This is a genomic window from Shewanella sp. QJM3NY_23 (assembly GCF_056173105.1).
This window is the reverse complement of sequence record NZ_CM149657.1, coordinates 809,225-825,924: the sequence shown is the minus strand read 5'-3', so window position 1 is coordinate 825,924 and position 16,700 is coordinate 809,225. Positions and strand designations below refer to the sequence as shown.

Sequence of the window (16,700 nt, the reverse complement as noted above, 5' to 3'; positions counted from 1 at the left end):
CTAGGTTAGATAAAAAGCCGCAGTCCCTATAATAACGACTGTGGCTTAACACTTGCGATTAACACGATAAGCGCGTTAAGCCTCACGCTATGACTCAAGCTTTTGCTCTTTGCTTACCGTGATTCGCCCCCACGCCATCAACAACAAATGCATGGCGATCAGCGGAATGCAGGTCACGAGCATCACTTCCCAGCCCATATTATGTAACACCCAGCCAGCGCTGAGTGACGCCACCGCTTGGGCGCTAAAGACGAAGGCATCGTTAAAGGACTGCACCTTAAAACGCTCATCACTATGATAAAACTGCGGTAGCAATACCGTACCGCCAACAAAGAGAAAATTCCAACCTATCCCGAGTAACACCAGTGCCACCCAGTAATTAAGCAGATCATGCCCCAGCAAAGCCACCACAATGGTGATCCCATAGGCGGCAAGCCCCACCAGCATCATAGGTTTGGGGCCAAATTTTGACATCAAATAACCACTGAATAATGAGGGGAAATACATCGCAATAATGTGACTTTGGATAACCCATTTAGTATCGGCTAATGAATGGTGCTCAACATGGTGCATATGCAGTGGTGTCGCGGTCATAATAAAACTCATCATGCCATAACCTATGGTGGCCGCGCCGATGGCGGTCCAAATCTGAGGTTGCAACAAGATCTGCTTTAAGTCTCGACCGTCGCGGCGCTTAACCACCTGACGCCCCATCGGCGCATCGACGTTTTCATAAAAGCTTAATATCACCGCAGCGGTTAGGCACACTAAGGTTAAAAAGATAAAAGCGCCCACATAAGGCTGGCTTATCAGCTCAGATCCTAAGACTGCCAATTCGGGGCCAAAGAACGCCGCCACCAGCCCGCCGACTAACACCCGTGATGCGGCTTTAGCCCCATCAATGGCTGCCACCGACTCCATCGCCGCAAATCGATACTGCTGCACCACCGCCCCGGCTGCGCCCAGCATAAAACCGCTCACACAGAATAAGCCAAACCAATGCAACTGCGTGGCAATCGCCGCAACCACACCGGCGCAGGCGCCTAACAATGCCCCCGAAATAAACACTGTTTTACGCCCAAAACGGCGCATTAAGCGGCTCACTGGAATTACCGATAACGCTACGCCTATCACCATCATGGCGATGGGTAGCGTCGCTAATGCGGCGCTTGGGGCCAGCTCGACACCAATTAAGCCCCCTAGCAACATCATCATCGGCGTGGCGCTCATGGCGAACGCCTGCGCTAGGGTTAATACCCATACATTTCTTGGCATTAGCTTACTTCCTGGTCAGTTATCTTATTGTCATTATTATCGATACAAGATAAACCAGTATGGCCGTTGCAATCTAGTACAAATCCTTAACGGCACTTCCAACCCACGCCAGCAACTGCGATAATCCTTGCACTTAAAGCCCGACGCCACAAGATTGTGGTAATAACAGGAGCCATAATGACCCAACCGATTGCAGAACGCCTTAGCGCCGTGCGCGCCGAGATGACGACCGCTAATATCGATGCTTTTATCGTCCCTCGAGCCGATGAATACCTCGGCGAATATGTGCCAGAACGCAACGAGCGTTTACACTGGTTAACCCATTTCACCGGCTCTGCCGGTATGGCTATCGTGTTAAAAGAGCACGCCGCCATCTTTGTCGATGGCCGTTACACAGTGCAAGTGAAACAACAAGTCGATGAGACGCTGTTTCAATATCAAAGCCTCACCGACACGCCGCAGATCCCCTGGTTAATAACACAGCTGCCGAGCGGGGCTAAGGTCGGCGTCGATGCACGCTTACATTCACTGAGTTGGTATCAAGATGCCAAGACCCAGCTCGAACGCGCAGGCATTGAGCTGGTCTGTGTCAGCGACAACCCTATCGACAGGCATTGGCATAATCGCCCTGCAGCATCGACCCATGAGATCATTTTATTTGATCAACAAAGCGCCGGGGCCAGCAGCCACGACAAGCGCATCCACATTGGCCAATTGATTAAACAAGCCGGCGCCGATGCGGCGCTTATCGCCGCACTGGACTCATTTTGCTGGTTGCTGAATATTCGTGGCCGCGATGTGCCTCGCTTACCTGTGGTACTGGGCACCGCTTTGCTGCATGCCAATGGCGATATGGTGTTATTTACCGACATCAATAAACTGCCCGCAGGCATCAGCGAACACGTAGGCGCAGGCGTCAGCTTTAACGCTGAAAGCGAACTCGAAACTGCGCTAAGCCAACTCAATGGCGTTAAGCTATTGGCTGACCCCAACAACGCCAACGCTTGGATGCAACTGGTTGCCGAGCAACATGGCGCTAAGCTCATCACAGGTGACGATCCGGTCGCCTTACCCAAGGCGCAGAAAAACCCAGCAGAATTAGCCGGCATGACCGCCAGTCATATCCGTGATGGTGTGGCCGTCAGCCAATTTTTAGCGTGGTTAGACAACGAAGTGGCCGCCAAACGTCTCTATGATGAAGGCCAACTGGCCGATAAATTGGAAAGCTTTCGCCTAACCGACCCGCGCTATCGCGAGCCGAGTTTCGATACCATTTCGGCCGCTGGCGCGAATGCGGCGATGTGCCATTACAATCATAACAATGGCACGCCCGCTATGATGAGCATGAACAGTCTCTATCTGGTCGACTCTGGCGCGCAATACCTCGATGGCACCACAGATGTGACTCGCACTATCGCCATTGGTGATGTCACCGATGAGCAGCGTAAGATGTTCACCTTAGTGCTTAAAGGCCATATCGCACTTGACCAAGCACGCTTCCCTAAAGGCACCACAGGGCAACAGCTCGATGGCTTTGCGCGCCAATACCTGTGGCAGCACGGCTTCGATTATGATCATGGCACCGGCCATGGCGTCGGCCACTTCTTAAGTGTGCACGAGGAACCACAGCGGATCGGTAAAAACAGCAACAATGTGGCTTTATTGCCCGGCATGGTACTATCCAATGAGCCAGGATATTACCGCGCCGATGCGTTTGGTATTCGCATCGAAAACTTAGTCGCCATTCGTCCATGCCAAGCATTGGCTGGGGCTGAACGAGAGATGTATGAGTTTGATGCGCTCACCTTAATCCCCATTGATACGCGCCTAGTTGAGCGCCAGTTGCTGACAACGCAGGAGCTCACTTGGCTTAATGATTATCATCAACGAGTGCGTGACACCTTATCACCATTAATGCAAGGTGACGCGCTAGCTTGGCTATTACAAGCAACCGCAGCGATTTAAGTTACGTTCAAGTGATGACAACTTTTCTGTAAAAAATATCGATAAACAGCACCGAATCTAGGTGCTGTTTTTATTTCTACTGATAAAAACTCACTCAGGGCTTACCTAGCATTACATCCAAAGCTCGAACTTTATTAAGCGCACTTACCCCAATACAATAAAAGTGCAGGTTTTAACCAAAAATTTTGCTATACTCCGCGGCCGCCATTTGGCGTCGGTCATTAATCTAGCGATGCGTTCTCTACTGATTAAATAGACCAAACTAAATTGTTATATTGTCGATATGTTGAATAGGTAAAAACAGGATACCCCAATGAGATTTGAATCTTTTAGTTTTGCTCCAGAGATTGTGCGTGCTATCTCCGATTGTGGCTATCAAAAAATGACGCCTATTCAGCAGCAAGCGATTCCAGCGATTCGCCGTGGTCAAGATGTACTGGCTAGTGCACAAACCGGTACTGGTAAAACAGCAGCCTTCGCGTTGCCGATACTGCAAAAGATGGTTGATAAGCCAAGCGAAACCCAACGCTCAAACACCCGCGCCTTAATTTTAGCGCCCACCCGAGAGCTCGCGGCTCAAGTGGCTGACAATATCAAAGAGTACAGCCGCTATCTGCCTATCTCTGTGCTGACCATTTATGGCGGCGTCAAGATGGATACCCAAGCGCAAAAGCTGAAAAAAGGGGCCGACATTATTGTCGCCACGCCCGGGCGCTTACTCGAGCATATCCAAGCCTGTAACTTGAGCCTGTCGAATGTGGAATTTTTGGTACTCGATGAAGCCGACCGTATGTTGGATATGGGCTTTATCAGCGACATTCAAAAAATCTTACAAGCAGTAAACAGCAAGCGTCAAAACCTGTTGTTCTCGGCGACCTTCTCTAATGCCGTTAAGCAACTGGCTAACGAAATGTTGGTTAAACCAAAGCTTATCAGCGTGGACAAACAAAACACCACAGCGGTAACCGTCAGCCAAGTGGTTTATCCGGTAGAGCAACGCCGCAAGCGTGAGTTACTGTCTGAGCTTATCGGTAAGAAAAACTGGCAACAGGTGTTGGTGTTTACCGCCACCCGTGAAGCGGCCGACACCTTAGTGAAAGAACTTAACCTTGACGGCATTCCTGCGGCCGTGGTCCACAGTGAAAAAGCCCAAGGCAATCGCCGCCGTGCGCTGCGCGAATTTAAAGAGGGCAAGGTACGCGCATTGGTTGCGACCGAAGTGGCCGCTCGTGGCTTAGACATCCCAGCGCTGGAATATGTGGTTAACTATGATCTGCCCTTCCTCGCCGAAGACTATGTGCATCGTATTGGCCGTACAGGCCGTGCCGGTCGCAGCGGCGTCGCCATCTCTTTGGTGAGCCGTGAAGAGGAGCGCACCTTAGCCGATATCGAAAAATTGATCGGCACTAAGATCCGCCGCATCACTATTCCGGGCTACGAAGTGGGCAGTCGTGAGCTGCTGATTAAACAGCTGCAAAAACGTCGCAGCTTTGCTAAAAAGCAACAGCGTAGCGACAATGTGGGCGCGCAGGTGATCGCTGAGAAGAACATGGGCGCTCGCCGCGTCAAAGTGAAGAACTCGGCAAACGCTAAAATTAAGAAGCAAAAATAATCGACGTACGGTCACAAAATTATTTACTAAACAATTAAGGCACTTAACGGTGCCTTTTTTGTGCACCGCGCTTAATTATGCATCGTAAGCCGCGTGCCACTAATAGCCTCAGCATCGTTCGCTATCGCGAACAAGCACAGGGTGATCACCGCACTCTAGGGCGTTAGCGACAACATAAGGTATACTCGGCGGGCAAATTGCCCCCTTTTTTTGTGCTCGGAGAAACCATGACAGAGCAAACCTATAATCAAGCCCTCGTTGAATTAGCGCAAGCAGGACTGGCCGCTTTAGCTGCACGCGCCGACAGCCCCAACGCCCTTAAAACCGCCGCGGCCGAGAGTCACTTTATCTGCAGTTGGATGGCGCAATCGTTAAAGGAGCGCCGTTTTTCAAAACTGGTGGCTGACGATCTGAATCACTGGATCCGCGACGGACGTAGCATGGGCGCCGCAGCTAATCTGCCGGGGTTACTGGCTCGTATCGACCAGCAATACCGCGCAGCGATGGACAACCACACCATTGGGGCATCGCTGCAAACTATGCTCGACTCTCTCAACGAGGATGACTGGTTGGTGATTGTGGATTGCGAAGTCAGTGGCAAACTCAAGCTCGACAGCGATGGCCGCAACAGCTTAATCATCTCAGTGGAGCAATATGAGCAAGATATTGCCGAGGGTAAATTACTAAAACCTATTACCCTTTATGTGCGCAGCGATGAACAAGCGCTCGCTAAGTTAGCCGCCGAGCATCAATTGTTGCTCAGCGCGGGGAATAAAAAAGCCAGCTTAATTAAGCATCATAAGGCCTATAAGCTCTATCCTAATAATCGACAGCCGGCGCTTGCCCTGCTCGTCAAATAACTAAAATAACCCCGATAGCCAGCCAACGAGACAGCCCATGACATCAAGATCACACTACCATGCCCTGTGCCAGCAGTTTAAAACCATCTATCATTTTGAGCACTTACAAGCCCTTGGTGACTGGGATCAAGCCACCATGATGCCAGCGGGCGGCAGTCAGGCGCGGGGTGAAGCGATGGCGCAATTAGCCTTGCACATTCATGCATTAAAAACCGCCCCCAGCCTAGCGGAACACTTGGCCCGCGCGGCCGACGAGCCCTTATCTGCCGCGCAACAGGCTAACCTGCGTGAAATGCGCTATCAGCAGCTACAAGCGACCGCGCTGCCAGGCAAGTTGGTGCAGGCGAAAACGCAATTAACCTATACTTGTGAACATGCCTGGCGCGCCCAGCGACAACAAAACGACTGGCAAGGATTTAAACCAAATTTAGAAGCCGTTATCGCCTTGGTGCGAGAAGAGGCGCAGATCTTAGGTGAGGCACAGCAGCTTGCGCCCTACGATGCGCTGCTGAATAAATTTGAGCCCGGTACCACTATGGCGCAAATTGATCGCGTGTTTGGCGACCTCAAAACCTGGTTACCCTCGCTCATCCAGCAGGTACAAGCCAAGCAGCAAGAGTGGCCGACCAAGACGCTGCCTCACGCGACAATCGCCCAGCAAAAAGCGCTCAATCTAGATGTGATGACCTTGCTGGGGTTTGACTTTAAGCAGGGCCGACTCGATACCAGCAGCCACCCCTTTTCAGGCGGAGTTCCGGGCGATGTGCGCATCACAACCCGCTATGATGAGCATGACTTTTTAACAGCACTCTTTAGCACTATCCATGAAACTGGCCACGCCAGATACGAGCAAGGCTTACCCCTTGAGTGGCGCGGCCAGCCCGCAGGTAATGCACGATCCATGGCGATACATGAAAGCCAAAGTCTATTTTTTGAGATGCAGATGGCGCGCGGCACGGGCATATTGCCGCTATTACTGCAACGCATTAATCACCATTTAGGCTGCCAGCTCAGTGAACTAGAGCTACAACATTGGCTCACGCGAGTCTCACCGGGGCGCATTCGCGTCGATGCCGATGAGGTCACTTATCCCTGCCATATCATGTTGCGCTATGAGGTGGAAAAAGGCCTGATTGAGGGTCGTTTAACGGTAGCCGATCTGCCCGAATTTTGGGATGCCTCGATGCAATCACTCTTAGGTCTATCCACCCAGGGGGATTATCGCAACGGCTGTATGCAAGATATTCACTGGCCAGTGGGTGAACTGGGTTACTTCCCAAGCTATAGCTTAGGCGCCATGTATGCAGCCCAATTTAGCGCCAGCATGCAAAACCAAATTGGCAGTATCGATGCCTTAATTGCCGCGGGCGAACTGACATTAGTGACCCAATGGTTACAGGACCATATTTGGTCGAAAGGCGCATTACTGACAACTGATGAGTTAGTCATCGCCGCCACTGGAGAGACACTAAACCCGGCGCACTTTAAGCAGCATTTAATGACTCGCTATCTCTAATTTGCACAGCGTAATTTGCTAAGGTTATTTGCTCAGGGTTATTTGCCTAGAGTAATGGCATCTAGATAGTCGCACCGTGATCACCCTGTACTTGCCATCACGGGGCGGCTTATAACGCCCAAATTGATTAGCCTAGCCAGCTGTGAGACCATCAACATTAATCACCACTGACAAGAAAGCGACTCATAGAGTACAACCGCCATGATTATCCGCCCTATTCACGCCGCTGACTGGCCCGCGATACTGCAGATCCAAGATGAGTGCTACCCCAATATCGAACCCGAATCGCTACAGGCACTGCAAAGTAAGGTACAACTGTCACCAGACTCTTGCTACGCCATCGAACGTAACGAGCAACTGATTGGCTATTGCCTCGCCCATCCATGGCAATTGGATCAGCCGCCAACATTAGAGCAGGTAGTAACTCAGCCTAGCCGCTGCAATACCCTGTATCTGCACGACATCGCCTTATCATCCAAGGCCAGAGGTTTAGGCGCGGGTGAACAGATCTTTAAGCGCTTAATCGATAACGCCAAACAGCACAATGTGGCCAGTATCTCTTTAGTGGCCGTGGGCGGTGCTCACACATATTGGCAACGATTAGGCTTTAAATCGCGTATAATCAGCAAATCTCTCGACGACTACCCCGCTGACGCCTGCTATATGGTGTATCCGTTAGCTTGAGCTGGGTCTGTAAGTCGATGAAAAATTAGTTAATTACATATTTAAGAGAGCAATATGGCCCGTAGAGTCGGTTACACCTTTAACAAGCAGTACAAAGAGATCAACTTCGTTTACGACAAGTATAACGACATGTATGAAGCGGTTGCAGCCGCCGAAGGGGTCGATTTGACCCGTTATCATGCGATGGAAGCCCAAGTGGCGATGACCTCTAAAGGCTCACAAGCGGTAAAAGATTATCGCTTAAAAGAGTTTGAGCGCTTTGGCTTTACCAAAATTCACTTTATTCGCGATGAAGTCGAATAATCAGATTTTAATGGCAGCCATAACAGCCCTAGCTAACCTGTAGATGTAGGAATTCTAATGTCCAATAGTGAACACGCTAACTTTCCTCGAGCGGGATTTTTTCGCCGCCTCGGGGCCATCGTTTATGACTTATTACTGGCCGTTGCCGTATATATGATCGCTGGCGCCATCGGCTTTGGCGTCTTTACCGCATTAAGCTCGTCGGGACTCTTGGCGATGAATGGCTTTGAACATGTCTCAGATCTGCTCAACGGCACACCGCTTTACAAGGGACTATATCAGCTGTGGATCGCCTTATGTGTCGGTCTGTTTTATATCCTATTTTGGAGTTATGGCGGCCAAACCCTTGGCATGCGCGCCTGGCGTCTTAAGATCCAGCACCCTAACGGCCAAAGCTTGAGTATGATCACCGCGGCGGCGCGTTTAGTCTGGTCACTACTTGGCATAGGTAATTTGTGGATTTTAATCAATGGCGACAAGCTCGCCCTGCAAGATATGATGACCCGCTCAGAGGTCGTGGTACTGTCTAAAGAAGCCAACCAACTGCGTAATTGGCACGGGGTATAACCCTAAACGCCAGCGTCAAAAAAGGACCATTCAATGGTCCTTTTTTTGTGCTAACGGCTGAGCTCTAGGTTTTAGGTTTCTAACAACAGGCTTTAAAGCCTTTCAGCCTTGAAGCACTAATAGTTTCCAGCCCTCTAGTTTCCTAGCCTTCAAACTAGCCTCAAGCTATTTACGAATGTAGTAAATCGCCAAGCTACTGAAGATCAAAGGCGGCATTATCGCCCCAAGAATAGGCGGTAAGCCATACACTAAGGTCATGGGGCCAAATATCTCATTACAGATATAAAAACTGAAACCGGCCATCACCCCCAATAACACTCTGGCGCCCATGGTCACGGTGCGCAGCGGCCCAAATACAAACGACAGCGCCACCAGCATCATTACCGCCACGGTCACTGGCTGCATCACCTTACGCCATAGTGCCAGTTCATAACGACCGGAATCTTGATTGTTAATCTTTAAATAGTCCAGATAATCCACCAAGCCTTCGATAGACAAGCCCTCGGGTTTCACCGACACCACGCTAAGCTTATCTGGCGTAAGCGTCGATTCCCAGCGGTAAAGGGTTAAATTGCTCGAGCTCACCCTATCTTGTTCCAGCAAGGTTTGACGCACATCCAAGAGGCGCCAATGATCGCCCGAATAGACTCCGCGCTTTGCCGCAATCGTGCGCACCAGGTTGAGTTCGGCGTCAAACTCATACAGTACAATATTACGTAGGTTATCAATACTTTGGATTTCACCTATATTAACAAATAGATCGCCATCTTTAGCCCAGATCCCACGGCTGGATTTAAACAGACTACCGCCAGACACTTTCACCGCTTGCAACTCTTTCGCGTGACGCTCGGCAACGGGTGCGCCCCATTCCCCCAAGGCCATCACAATTAGCATCAGTGGCACCGCGGTTTTCATCGCCGATAAGGTAATTTGAAAGCGTGACAAACCAGATGACTGCATCACCACTAACTCAGAGTTAGAGGCCAGCATGCCCATGCCGATCAACGCGCCGAGTAGCACCGCCATCGGGAAAAACATCTCAATATCACGAGGGATCAAAAACAGCACGTAAATGCCGGCATCCACCATTGAATAACTGCCGCGCCCCACAACACGCAGTTGATCGACCCACTTAATAATGCCCGATAAACCGGTAAGCACCAGCAAGCACAATGCCGACGTTGTGATCAGCGTGCGAGCGATATAGAAATCTAAAATTCTCATGCGCCCACCTTCTTACGTTTAAGAAGACCGGCAAGTTTGGCCCCAAATGGTCGCTCCTTACCCAGCAGCAATATGCCTAACAACAGCGCCGAGGCATGGATCCACCACATGCCTAAATAAGCTGGAATAACCTCATCTTCTAATGCCTTACGTCCGGCAATCATCAAACCAAAATAACCTAGGTAAAGTAAAATCGCCGGAAACATCTTGGCAAACTTACCTTGACGCACATTAACCCGCGCCATGGGCACGGCAATTAAGGTCATAAAGGGGATCGCCAACGGAATGGCCAAACGCCAATGGAACTCGGCGACGGCGCCCGCCCCTTCGGTGGCCATCAATTGGTCGATAGGCAAAGCCGACAACTTACGCCTTCGCTGATCCACCTCTTGCTCTTTAATCTGCATCTCATACCCGCTAAATTCAACCAACTGATAGTCGAGTTGATTAGGAGTATTTTGGTACTGAGTGCCCTCGTTTAGCTTGAGCCTTTGCGCGCCCGATTCATCTTCCACCACACTGCCCCCATGAGCGACAACGATGTTGGATTGCCCCGAATCATCCTCAGGATCAGGTAACTGGGCCACAAATACTTTATCTAGTTGATTGTCACGGCCAATACGTTCAACAAACAATACCGCTCGACCATTGGGGCTGGTTTGAAAACGCCCTTGAGTGATTGCCGCGAGTCCCGCTTCAGACTGGGCATGTTCTAACACGCGATTTTGCGCCTCTTCGGCCCAAGGCGTCACATAAATCGATAATATGCCGGTAAACAGCATATTGGCTAGCGCCAGCAGTAGAGTGACGCGGGTGATATACCATTCGCTTACGCCTACCCCGTGCAACACCACCATTTCACTTTCGGCATACATGCGCCCATGGGCCACCAAAATGCCCAAAAACAGGCTTAAGGGCACTACAAGTACGGCAAGGTAAGGCAGGTTAAGGCCAAGCAGGGTCATGACTAAGGAGGCCGGAAACTCTCCTTCGGATGCATCAGCAAGTACGCGGACAAAATGTTGGCTAATAAAAATAGCTAACAGCACTAAAAGTACCGCCATTTGCGCTTTTAAAACTTCTCGAATCAAGTATCTAAATACAATCACAGGCAGGATCCAGTCCCTAAACTTATATTTATGCTGGTGTCAGCCTACTTTTCATGTAGACTGTCTACTTTTGGTAGTTTTGTGACCAAACCTTAACTAAACTTGGCAGAAGAACACCCATAAAATTAACAGCGGTGTACCATTTTTTAGGGACGATTTGGACATAAGCAGACATTATCTAATAAATAATAAAATTTGTCTTTAAGAATCTAGGAGAGCTCATGGAGTTTAGCGTTAAGAGCGGCAGCCCAGAAAAACAACGGTCAGCCTGTATTGTCGTTGGTGTCTATGAACCTAGACGCCTATCTGGTATTGCAGAGCAACTCGACAAAATCAGTGAAGGCTATATTAGTAACCTTTTACGCCGTGGCGATTTAGAAGGTAAACCTGGACAGATGCTACTGTTGCATCATGTACCTAACGTGCTAAGTGAGCGCGTACTATTGGTTGGCTGTGGCAAAGAGCGCGAGCTCGATGAGCGCCAATACAAGCAGATCATCACCAAAACCATTAACACCCTCAATGAAACGGGTTCGATGGAAGCGGTGTGCTTTTTAACCGAGCTGCATGTTAAAGGGCGCGATACCTACTGGAAAGTCCGCGAAGCGGTCGAAACCACCCAAAACAGCTTGTACTGCTTCGATGCACTCAAGACTCGCAAAGGCGAAACCCGTCGTCCGCTGCGCAAATTAGTGTTTAATGTGCCTACCCGCCGCGAACTGACCTTAGGCGAACGGGCTATCGAACACGGCATGGCCGTCTCTTCAGGGATGCACCTGTGCCGCGACGTGGCCAATATGCCACCTAACATCTGTAACCCTGCTTACCTTGCCTCACAAGCGCGTCAAATTGCCGAGCACCACGACACCTTAAAAGTGAGCACCCTAGGTGAAGAGCAAATGGCCAAACTGGGCATGAACTCCTACCTTGCCGTCGGTCGTGGCAGCGACAACGAATCTGTCATGACGGTCATGGAATATAAGGGGTCGGTCGACAGCACAGAAAAACCTATCGTATTGATAGGTAAAGGTCTTACCTTCGACTCAGGCGGTATTTCTCTCAAACCTGGCGAAGCCATGGATGAGATGAAGTACGACATGGGCGGCGCAGCCGGTGTGATTGGCGCAATGAAAGCCTTATGTGAGCTTAAGCTACCTATCAATGTAGTGGGCATCTTAGCCGGCTGTGAAAACATGCCGTCGAGCAATGCTTACCGCCCGGGCGATATCTTAACCACCATGTCGGGGCAAACCGTTGAGGTACTCAATACCGATGCGGAAGGCCGCTTAGTGTTATGCGATGTACTGACTTACGTTGAGCGTTTCGACCCAGAGTTGGTGATCGATACCGCGACCCTAACGGGCGCCTGCGTGATCGCACTGGGTAAGCATGCTTCAGGGCTGTTTTCGTCACATAACCCATTAGCACACGAGCTACTTAATGCGGGTGAGCAAAGTGGTGACCGCGCATGGCGCATGCCACTGTGGGATGAGTATCAAGAGCACCTTGAAAGCCCCTTTGCCGACATGACCAACTTAGGTGGCCGCCCAGCTGGCGCTATCACCGCGGCGTGTTTCCTGTCACGCTTTACCAAAAAGTACAATTGGGCCCACATCGACGTTGCAGGCACAGCATGGAACAGTGGCGCAAACAAGGGGTCAACTGGCCGTCCAGTGCCTTTGTTAACCCAATTTCTGATCAATCGCGCCGGTGTTGAACAAGGCGAGTAATTGATACAGTAAAAAGGTTTTTGGCCGATAAAAGTGAAGCGCTCAGCTTCACTTTTTTTATCTGGCTAACAACCGAGCGGATCGCCAAGTGCTGTAATCACTTTCAACCACTTGTTGATGCACAGTAAACCGACTAACCTAACCATAAATTAGACCTGACAAGGGATGTCTGGTGGAAGAAACCATTTTGAATTCAGACTTTAATCTCGACAAATTTTCTTGTAGCAACTGCGCCAACAACACCCAGTTATGCTTTGATTTTACCATGGCCTTTCAGCCCATCATTAATATTAAGCAACAGCAGATATTTGGCTATGAAGCCTTAGTGCGCGGCTTAAATAATGAATCGGCCTTTTCTATTATCTCCCAAGTCACCGAAAAAAATCGTTACGCCTTCGATCAGGCGTGTCGGGTAAAGGCCATTGCCTTGGCCTCTAAGCTTGAGCTCGACTCTATGCTGAGCATCAATTTTTTACCTAATGCCATTTATCAACCCGAGCGCTGCATTCGCACCACCCTCGCTGCTGCCAAAGAGTATGGCTTTCCCACCAATAAAATCATGTTTGAATTTACCGAGGTGGAAAAAATTGAAGACAGCAACCATGTTCAACGTGTAGTCGAATACTATCGCTCACTGGGGTTTATCACCGCAATCGATGATTTTGGTGCAGGGTATGCCGGACTGGGCTTATTAGCCAATTTCCAGACCAATATCATTAAGCTCGACATGGATCTTATCCGTAATATCGACCAAGACATTGCGCGCCAAGCCATTGTAAAACACACCCTCAATATGTTTAATGAGCTCAACATCACCTGCCTAGCCGAAGGCATAGAAACTGTCGAAGAGATGGTTTGGCTGCGTGATATTGGTATTGAGCTAATGCAGGGCTACCTGTTTGCCAAACCTGGATTTGAGCACCTGCCACAAGTCGATTTTTCTCAGTTTTAACGCCTCAATCGCCACCAAAGAGTTAAGGCGCCAATCAAACGCGCTCACCACACCATTTAGGGACATGAGTTATTGACCAAGAGCGCGGCCTAACGCTGCGCCTTTTAACCCTGACAACCGCCAGCCACTAATACAGCAAGCTAATTCTTCAAGCCAGCCCTTAAAACCAGTCTTTCAAGCCCGTCTTTCAAATCTATTCTTCCACCGACGGCATTAACTCACCTCAGCAATAGACACACTCATATATCCTCATGGCCATTCACGCCGCAGTTTTGTCATCGCGGGCCATTTTTACAATTGAATAATCTTGATATTCAGCATCAGCATATCTGCTTTAGGTTTTATAACATCTAAATCGGCAAAATATGTCTCTACCCTGCACAGCAAAAAGCAGTGATAAACACCATATTTTTGCCGATACACACTATAAAACCAGCACTGGATTAACCACTGATTAATTGAGAATTTTTGATTTATCATCGGCGAATGCAGTGTGATTAAGCTCAATATATCCCCAAATGCCTAAGTTCATAATAGCCCAACTCATCTACAGCCCAACTCACCTTTCATCGCCGAAAACGCGCTGGGTCTGCGAGATGAAACACAGTGTGAAATCTGTAAGGAATACTGCCAACGTCGCTCTGTTAGCGCCAATTGCAGTCGTAATAATGCGCAAGCTTAGCCCGGTTAGCCATCACCGGCACGACATAAAAGGAAACACTATCCAATGAAATCGTACTTAAATATTGCCTTAATCTGCGTTGCATTCGGCCTCAGTGCCCAAGCACAAGCCTTTGATGCCAAGTTAGCCCAAAGCTATCAGCAGCAGTTTAACAACGCCAAAGGCGCGACCGTGGGTAAGGCCATTGGCCTAATGAGTCCCGATGCCTTTATAACGCTGGCTCAATCAAACCAACCCATGCTTGCCATCGATATTCGCACCCCCGAAGAGCGTGGCATCTTTGGTTTAGGGATAAACCAGCAAATCGATATTAGTCTTAATGAGCTATTTACCCCAGAAAACCTCGCCAAGATCCCAACCGATAAACCTGTGGTGATAGTGTGTAAATCTGGCCTTCGCGCCATGGCCGCTGGCACGGCGCTGCGTCATCTGGGTTATGACAATGTCAAAGTGCTCAAAGGCGGCTTTGCCAGCCTGACAAAACAAGTTAGCCCCAAACTGGCAAAATAGTGTCGGCGCAAATGAAGATGGCCAACGGCCTGCTTACTAAGCAATTTAACAGCGCGAACATCATGAGTTCGCCCGAAAAAAGGAGGTGATGACCCCAATACGCTGCAATACATAGTTAATTATCATCTGTTTATCATCTCTGCATTTAGGCAGCCTGTAAGGGCTGCCCTTTTTTTATCAATTAAAACGACCACTTCGGCCTTAATCGTTATCTTTGTGGTCAAGGAGTTGGCATCTAGGAGTGGAAATTGTTAGGGTGTGATCCGCTCAAACCTGTTTGATACGACATCTTTATATTTGCTCAAAGGAATCCGCTATGTCACGCCTGTTGTTACCTCTATTAACCCTTATTTTCATGCAGTTTTCGATACAGGTTAACGCCGCGACTAATAATGAAGATGCAGAAACTCCCCCAGTAACCCCATTGGCACATTCACAAACGGATATTCTCGATAGACCTCTGATTGAGCGCTATATTCTCGATGAACTGAAACTGTTAAGAAGCGAGCAACAAGATCTTGAGCGCCGCATGATCGTCAGCATTACCGACCGCGAGCTGTCGGTCGCCGACAAGTCACTTAACTATGCCAACGTGACCGTGACCTACTTCTTTTATATTATCGCTGGCGTCGCCTCGCTTATCGCTTTTATCGGCTGGCAATCACTGCGTGAGATAAAAATGAATACCGCCAAACTCGCCGCCGATCAGCTCGATAACATTACCGAACAATATGAATCTAAGTTTAAGGAGTTGGAAAATGACCTTAAACGGAAAAGCCGCATCATCACCAAAAACAACCGTGATATTGAAATTATTAATGAAATCCATACCCTATGGTTACACGCTCAAGGCGCACAAACCCCAGAGCAAAAAATCGCGGTGTACAATGAGATCTTAAACATTCGCCCGGGCGATCTTGAAGCCATGACCTCGAAAGCCGATGCAGCCATGGAGATGCGCGAGTTTAACTGGGCGCTCAGCCTGTGTAATCGCGTGCTCGAAGTCGACTCAAATAACGCCCATGCGCTCTATCAACGTGCCTGCGCCTTCGCCTGCCTAGGGCAGGAAGATCGCGCCTTGTCGGATCTACAGCAAGCCATTGAAAACAGCGTGTCCTTTAGAGAGGTTGCCGCCAATGAAGCCGACTTTGCGAACCTAAGAGACAACCCAAGGTTCGATATTCTTATCTCATCGACCGAGAGTTAATTCAACGCCAGTTCGACGGGGGGCATGTGCAGAGACTTCTGCTACACGGTAAGTAATGTGCTAGCTGACATTTAGCTGAGTTCGTATTTATTGGATGTGTTTGAAGGTCGTACCTTCATGGCAATCTATCGCCTGCCCGGCGGGGGATGTGCAAACACTATTTTGGCTCGCCGCAAGCACATCCATGTGGGCTCTGCGAAATCATCCATGATTTCGAAGGCCAAAATCGTGTTTACACTGAGTATCTAACGTCTCTTCGATTTAACTCTATTGTGGGCGATTGGGAAGGAATCTTTGCCCTAATTTGTATTTACAGGAGATTTGAAGGTCGTACCTTCATGGTAACCAATCACCTGCCGTGGGCTTATGTGCAGATACTTCTGCTACACGGTGAGTGAAGCGTAGCTTCGAGTCCACGAACGAGAGGCAGGGATGCCGAACTGGCTTTTAGATAGGGATATCGTTGTGAGCCGTCCGTGGAGGCTCGACGATGGCATCCCTGCC

Annotated in this window: 14 protein-coding genes; 11 read left to right on the top strand and 3 right to left on the bottom strand. The window is 49.5% G+C overall.

The genetic code is table 11. From position 1 onward, the window contains the following. Window positions 1-87: 87 nt before the first annotated feature. Window positions 88-1,275 carry an MFS transporter gene (locus AC0VXX_RS03805; RefSeq protein WP_475515984.1) on the bottom strand — a complete coding sequence of 396 codons (1,188 nt, stop codon included), beginning with the start codon at window positions 1,273-1,275 and terminating at the stop codon, window positions 88-90. Between the two features lie 177 nt (window positions 1,276-1,452). On the opposite strand from AC0VXX_RS03805, the gene AC0VXX_RS03800 reads away from it, so the two are divergent. From AC0VXX_RS03800 to AC0VXX_RS03770, 7 genes are all read left to right on the top strand, one after another. After that, entirely contained in the window at window positions 1,453-3,240 is a 1,788-nt protein-coding gene (locus tag AC0VXX_RS03800) for an aminopeptidase P family protein (protein WP_475515983.1), read from the top strand. Window positions 3,241-3,553: 313 nt separating this feature from the next. Next, window positions 3,554-4,852: a DEAD/DEAH box helicase gene (locus tag AC0VXX_RS03795; protein ID WP_475515982.1), complete on the top strand. Its 1,299-nt coding sequence runs from the start codon at window positions 3,554-3,556 to the stop codon at window positions 4,850-4,852. A gap of 227 nt (window positions 4,853-5,079) precedes the next feature. After that, a complete protein-coding gene (locus tag AC0VXX_RS03790; protein WP_475515981.1) occupies window positions 5,080-5,712 on the top strand; it encodes a DUF2913 family protein in 633 nt (210 codons plus the stop codon). A gap of 37 nt (window positions 5,713-5,749) precedes the next feature. Then, complete coding sequence (locus AC0VXX_RS03785; protein ID WP_475515980.1) at window positions 5,750-7,228, top strand: carboxypeptidase M32; 1,479 nt, start codon at window positions 5,750-5,752, stop codon at window positions 7,226-7,228. 201 nt (window positions 7,229-7,429) lie between these two features. Beyond that, window positions 7,430-7,912: a GNAT family N-acetyltransferase gene (locus AC0VXX_RS03780; RefSeq protein WP_475515979.1), complete on the top strand. Its 483-nt coding sequence runs from the start codon at window positions 7,430-7,432 to the stop codon at window positions 7,910-7,912. A gap of 54 nt (window positions 7,913-7,966) precedes the next feature. Continuing rightward, on the top strand, window positions 7,967-8,215 hold the full coding sequence (locus tag AC0VXX_RS03775) for a DUF2960 domain-containing protein (protein WP_110456014.1): 249 nt from the start codon (window positions 7,967-7,969) through the stop codon (window positions 8,213-8,215). A gap of 57 nt (window positions 8,216-8,272) precedes the next feature. Beyond that, window positions 8,273-8,782 carry an RDD family protein gene (locus AC0VXX_RS03770; RefSeq protein ID WP_475515978.1) on the top strand — a complete coding sequence of 170 codons (510 nt, stop codon included), beginning with the start codon at window positions 8,273-8,275 and terminating at the stop codon, window positions 8,780-8,782. 165 nt (window positions 8,783-8,947) lie between these two features. Here the strand turns inward: AC0VXX_RS03770 and lptG are convergent, their stop codons facing one another. Continuing rightward, window positions 8,948-10,006 (bottom strand): LPS export ABC transporter permease LptG, encoded by a 1,059-nt coding sequence (gene lptG, locus AC0VXX_RS03765; RefSeq protein ID WP_475515977.1) that lies wholly within the window; start codon window positions 10,004-10,006, stop codon window positions 8,948-8,950. Further along, the gene (lptF, locus tag AC0VXX_RS03760) at window positions 10,003-11,115 is read right to left on the bottom strand and encodes an LPS export ABC transporter permease LptF (RefSeq protein ID WP_475515976.1); all 1,113 of its coding nucleotides are present in this window, start codon (window positions 11,113-11,115) and stop codon (window positions 10,003-10,005) included. The genes lptG and lptF overlap by 4 nt, the downstream gene beginning before the upstream one ends. A gap of 221 nt (window positions 11,116-11,336) precedes the next feature. Here lptF and pepA point away from each other — a divergent pair, with 221 nt between their 5' ends. The 4 genes from pepA (at window position 11,337) to AC0VXX_RS03740 (ending at window position 16,196) form a co-directional block, all read left to right on the top strand. Next, on the top strand, window positions 11,337-12,845 hold the full coding sequence (pepA, locus tag AC0VXX_RS03755) for a leucyl aminopeptidase (protein WP_475515975.1): 1,509 nt from the start codon (window positions 11,337-11,339) through the stop codon (window positions 12,843-12,845). 172 nt (window positions 12,846-13,017) lie between these two features. Further along, window positions 13,018-13,797: an EAL domain-containing protein gene (locus tag AC0VXX_RS03750; protein WP_475515974.1), complete on the top strand. Its 780-nt coding sequence runs from the start codon at window positions 13,018-13,020 to the stop codon at window positions 13,795-13,797. 727 nt (window positions 13,798-14,524) lie between these two features. Next, window positions 14,525-14,989 carry a rhodanese-like domain-containing protein gene (locus AC0VXX_RS03745; protein ID WP_475515973.1) on the top strand — a complete coding sequence of 155 codons (465 nt, stop codon included), beginning with the start codon at window positions 14,525-14,527 and terminating at the stop codon, window positions 14,987-14,989. 316 nt (window positions 14,990-15,305) lie between these two features. Then, a complete protein-coding gene (locus AC0VXX_RS03740) occupies window positions 15,306-16,196 on the top strand; it encodes a TPR end-of-group domain-containing protein (RefSeq protein WP_475515972.1) in 891 nt (296 codons plus the stop codon). Window positions 16,197-16,700 lie beyond the last annotated feature (504 nt).

Excerpts from the sequence above, each read along its gene's own strand:
- AC0VXX_RS03805 (WP_475515984.1), bottom strand. The coding sequence starts at position 1,275 with ATGCCAAGAAATGTATGGGTATTAACCCTAGCGCAGGCGTTCGCCATG.
- AC0VXX_RS03800 (WP_475515983.1), top strand. The coding sequence starts at position 1,453 with ATGACCCAACCGATTGCAGAACGCCTTAGCGCCGTGCGCGCCGAGATG.
- AC0VXX_RS03795 (WP_475515982.1), top strand. The coding sequence starts at position 3,554 with ATGAGATTTGAATCTTTTAGTTTTGCTCCAGAGATTGTGCGTGCTATC.
- AC0VXX_RS03790 (WP_475515981.1), top strand. The coding sequence starts at position 5,080 with ATGACAGAGCAAACCTATAATCAAGCCCTCGTTGAATTAGCGCAAGCA.
- AC0VXX_RS03785 (WP_475515980.1), top strand. The coding sequence starts at position 5,750 with ATGACATCAAGATCACACTACCATGCCCTGTGCCAGCAGTTTAAAACC.
- AC0VXX_RS03780 (WP_475515979.1), top strand. The coding sequence starts at position 7,430 with ATGATTATCCGCCCTATTCACGCCGCTGACTGGCCCGCGATACTGCAG.
- AC0VXX_RS03775 (WP_110456014.1), top strand. The coding sequence starts at position 7,967 with ATGGCCCGTAGAGTCGGTTACACCTTTAACAAGCAGTACAAAGAGATC.
- AC0VXX_RS03770 (WP_475515978.1), top strand. The coding sequence starts at position 8,273 with ATGTCCAATAGTGAACACGCTAACTTTCCTCGAGCGGGATTTTTTCGC.
- lptG (WP_475515977.1), bottom strand. The coding sequence starts at position 10,006 with ATGAGAATTTTAGATTTCTATATCGCTCGCACGCTGATCACAACGTCG.
- pepA (WP_475515975.1), top strand. The coding sequence starts at position 11,337 with ATGGAGTTTAGCGTTAAGAGCGGCAGCCCAGAAAAACAACGGTCAGCC.
- AC0VXX_RS03745 (WP_475515973.1), top strand. The coding sequence starts at position 14,525 with ATGAAATCGTACTTAAATATTGCCTTAATCTGCGTTGCATTCGGCCTC.
- AC0VXX_RS03740 (WP_475515972.1), top strand. The coding sequence starts at position 15,306 with ATGTCACGCCTGTTGTTACCTCTATTAACCCTTATTTTCATGCAGTTT.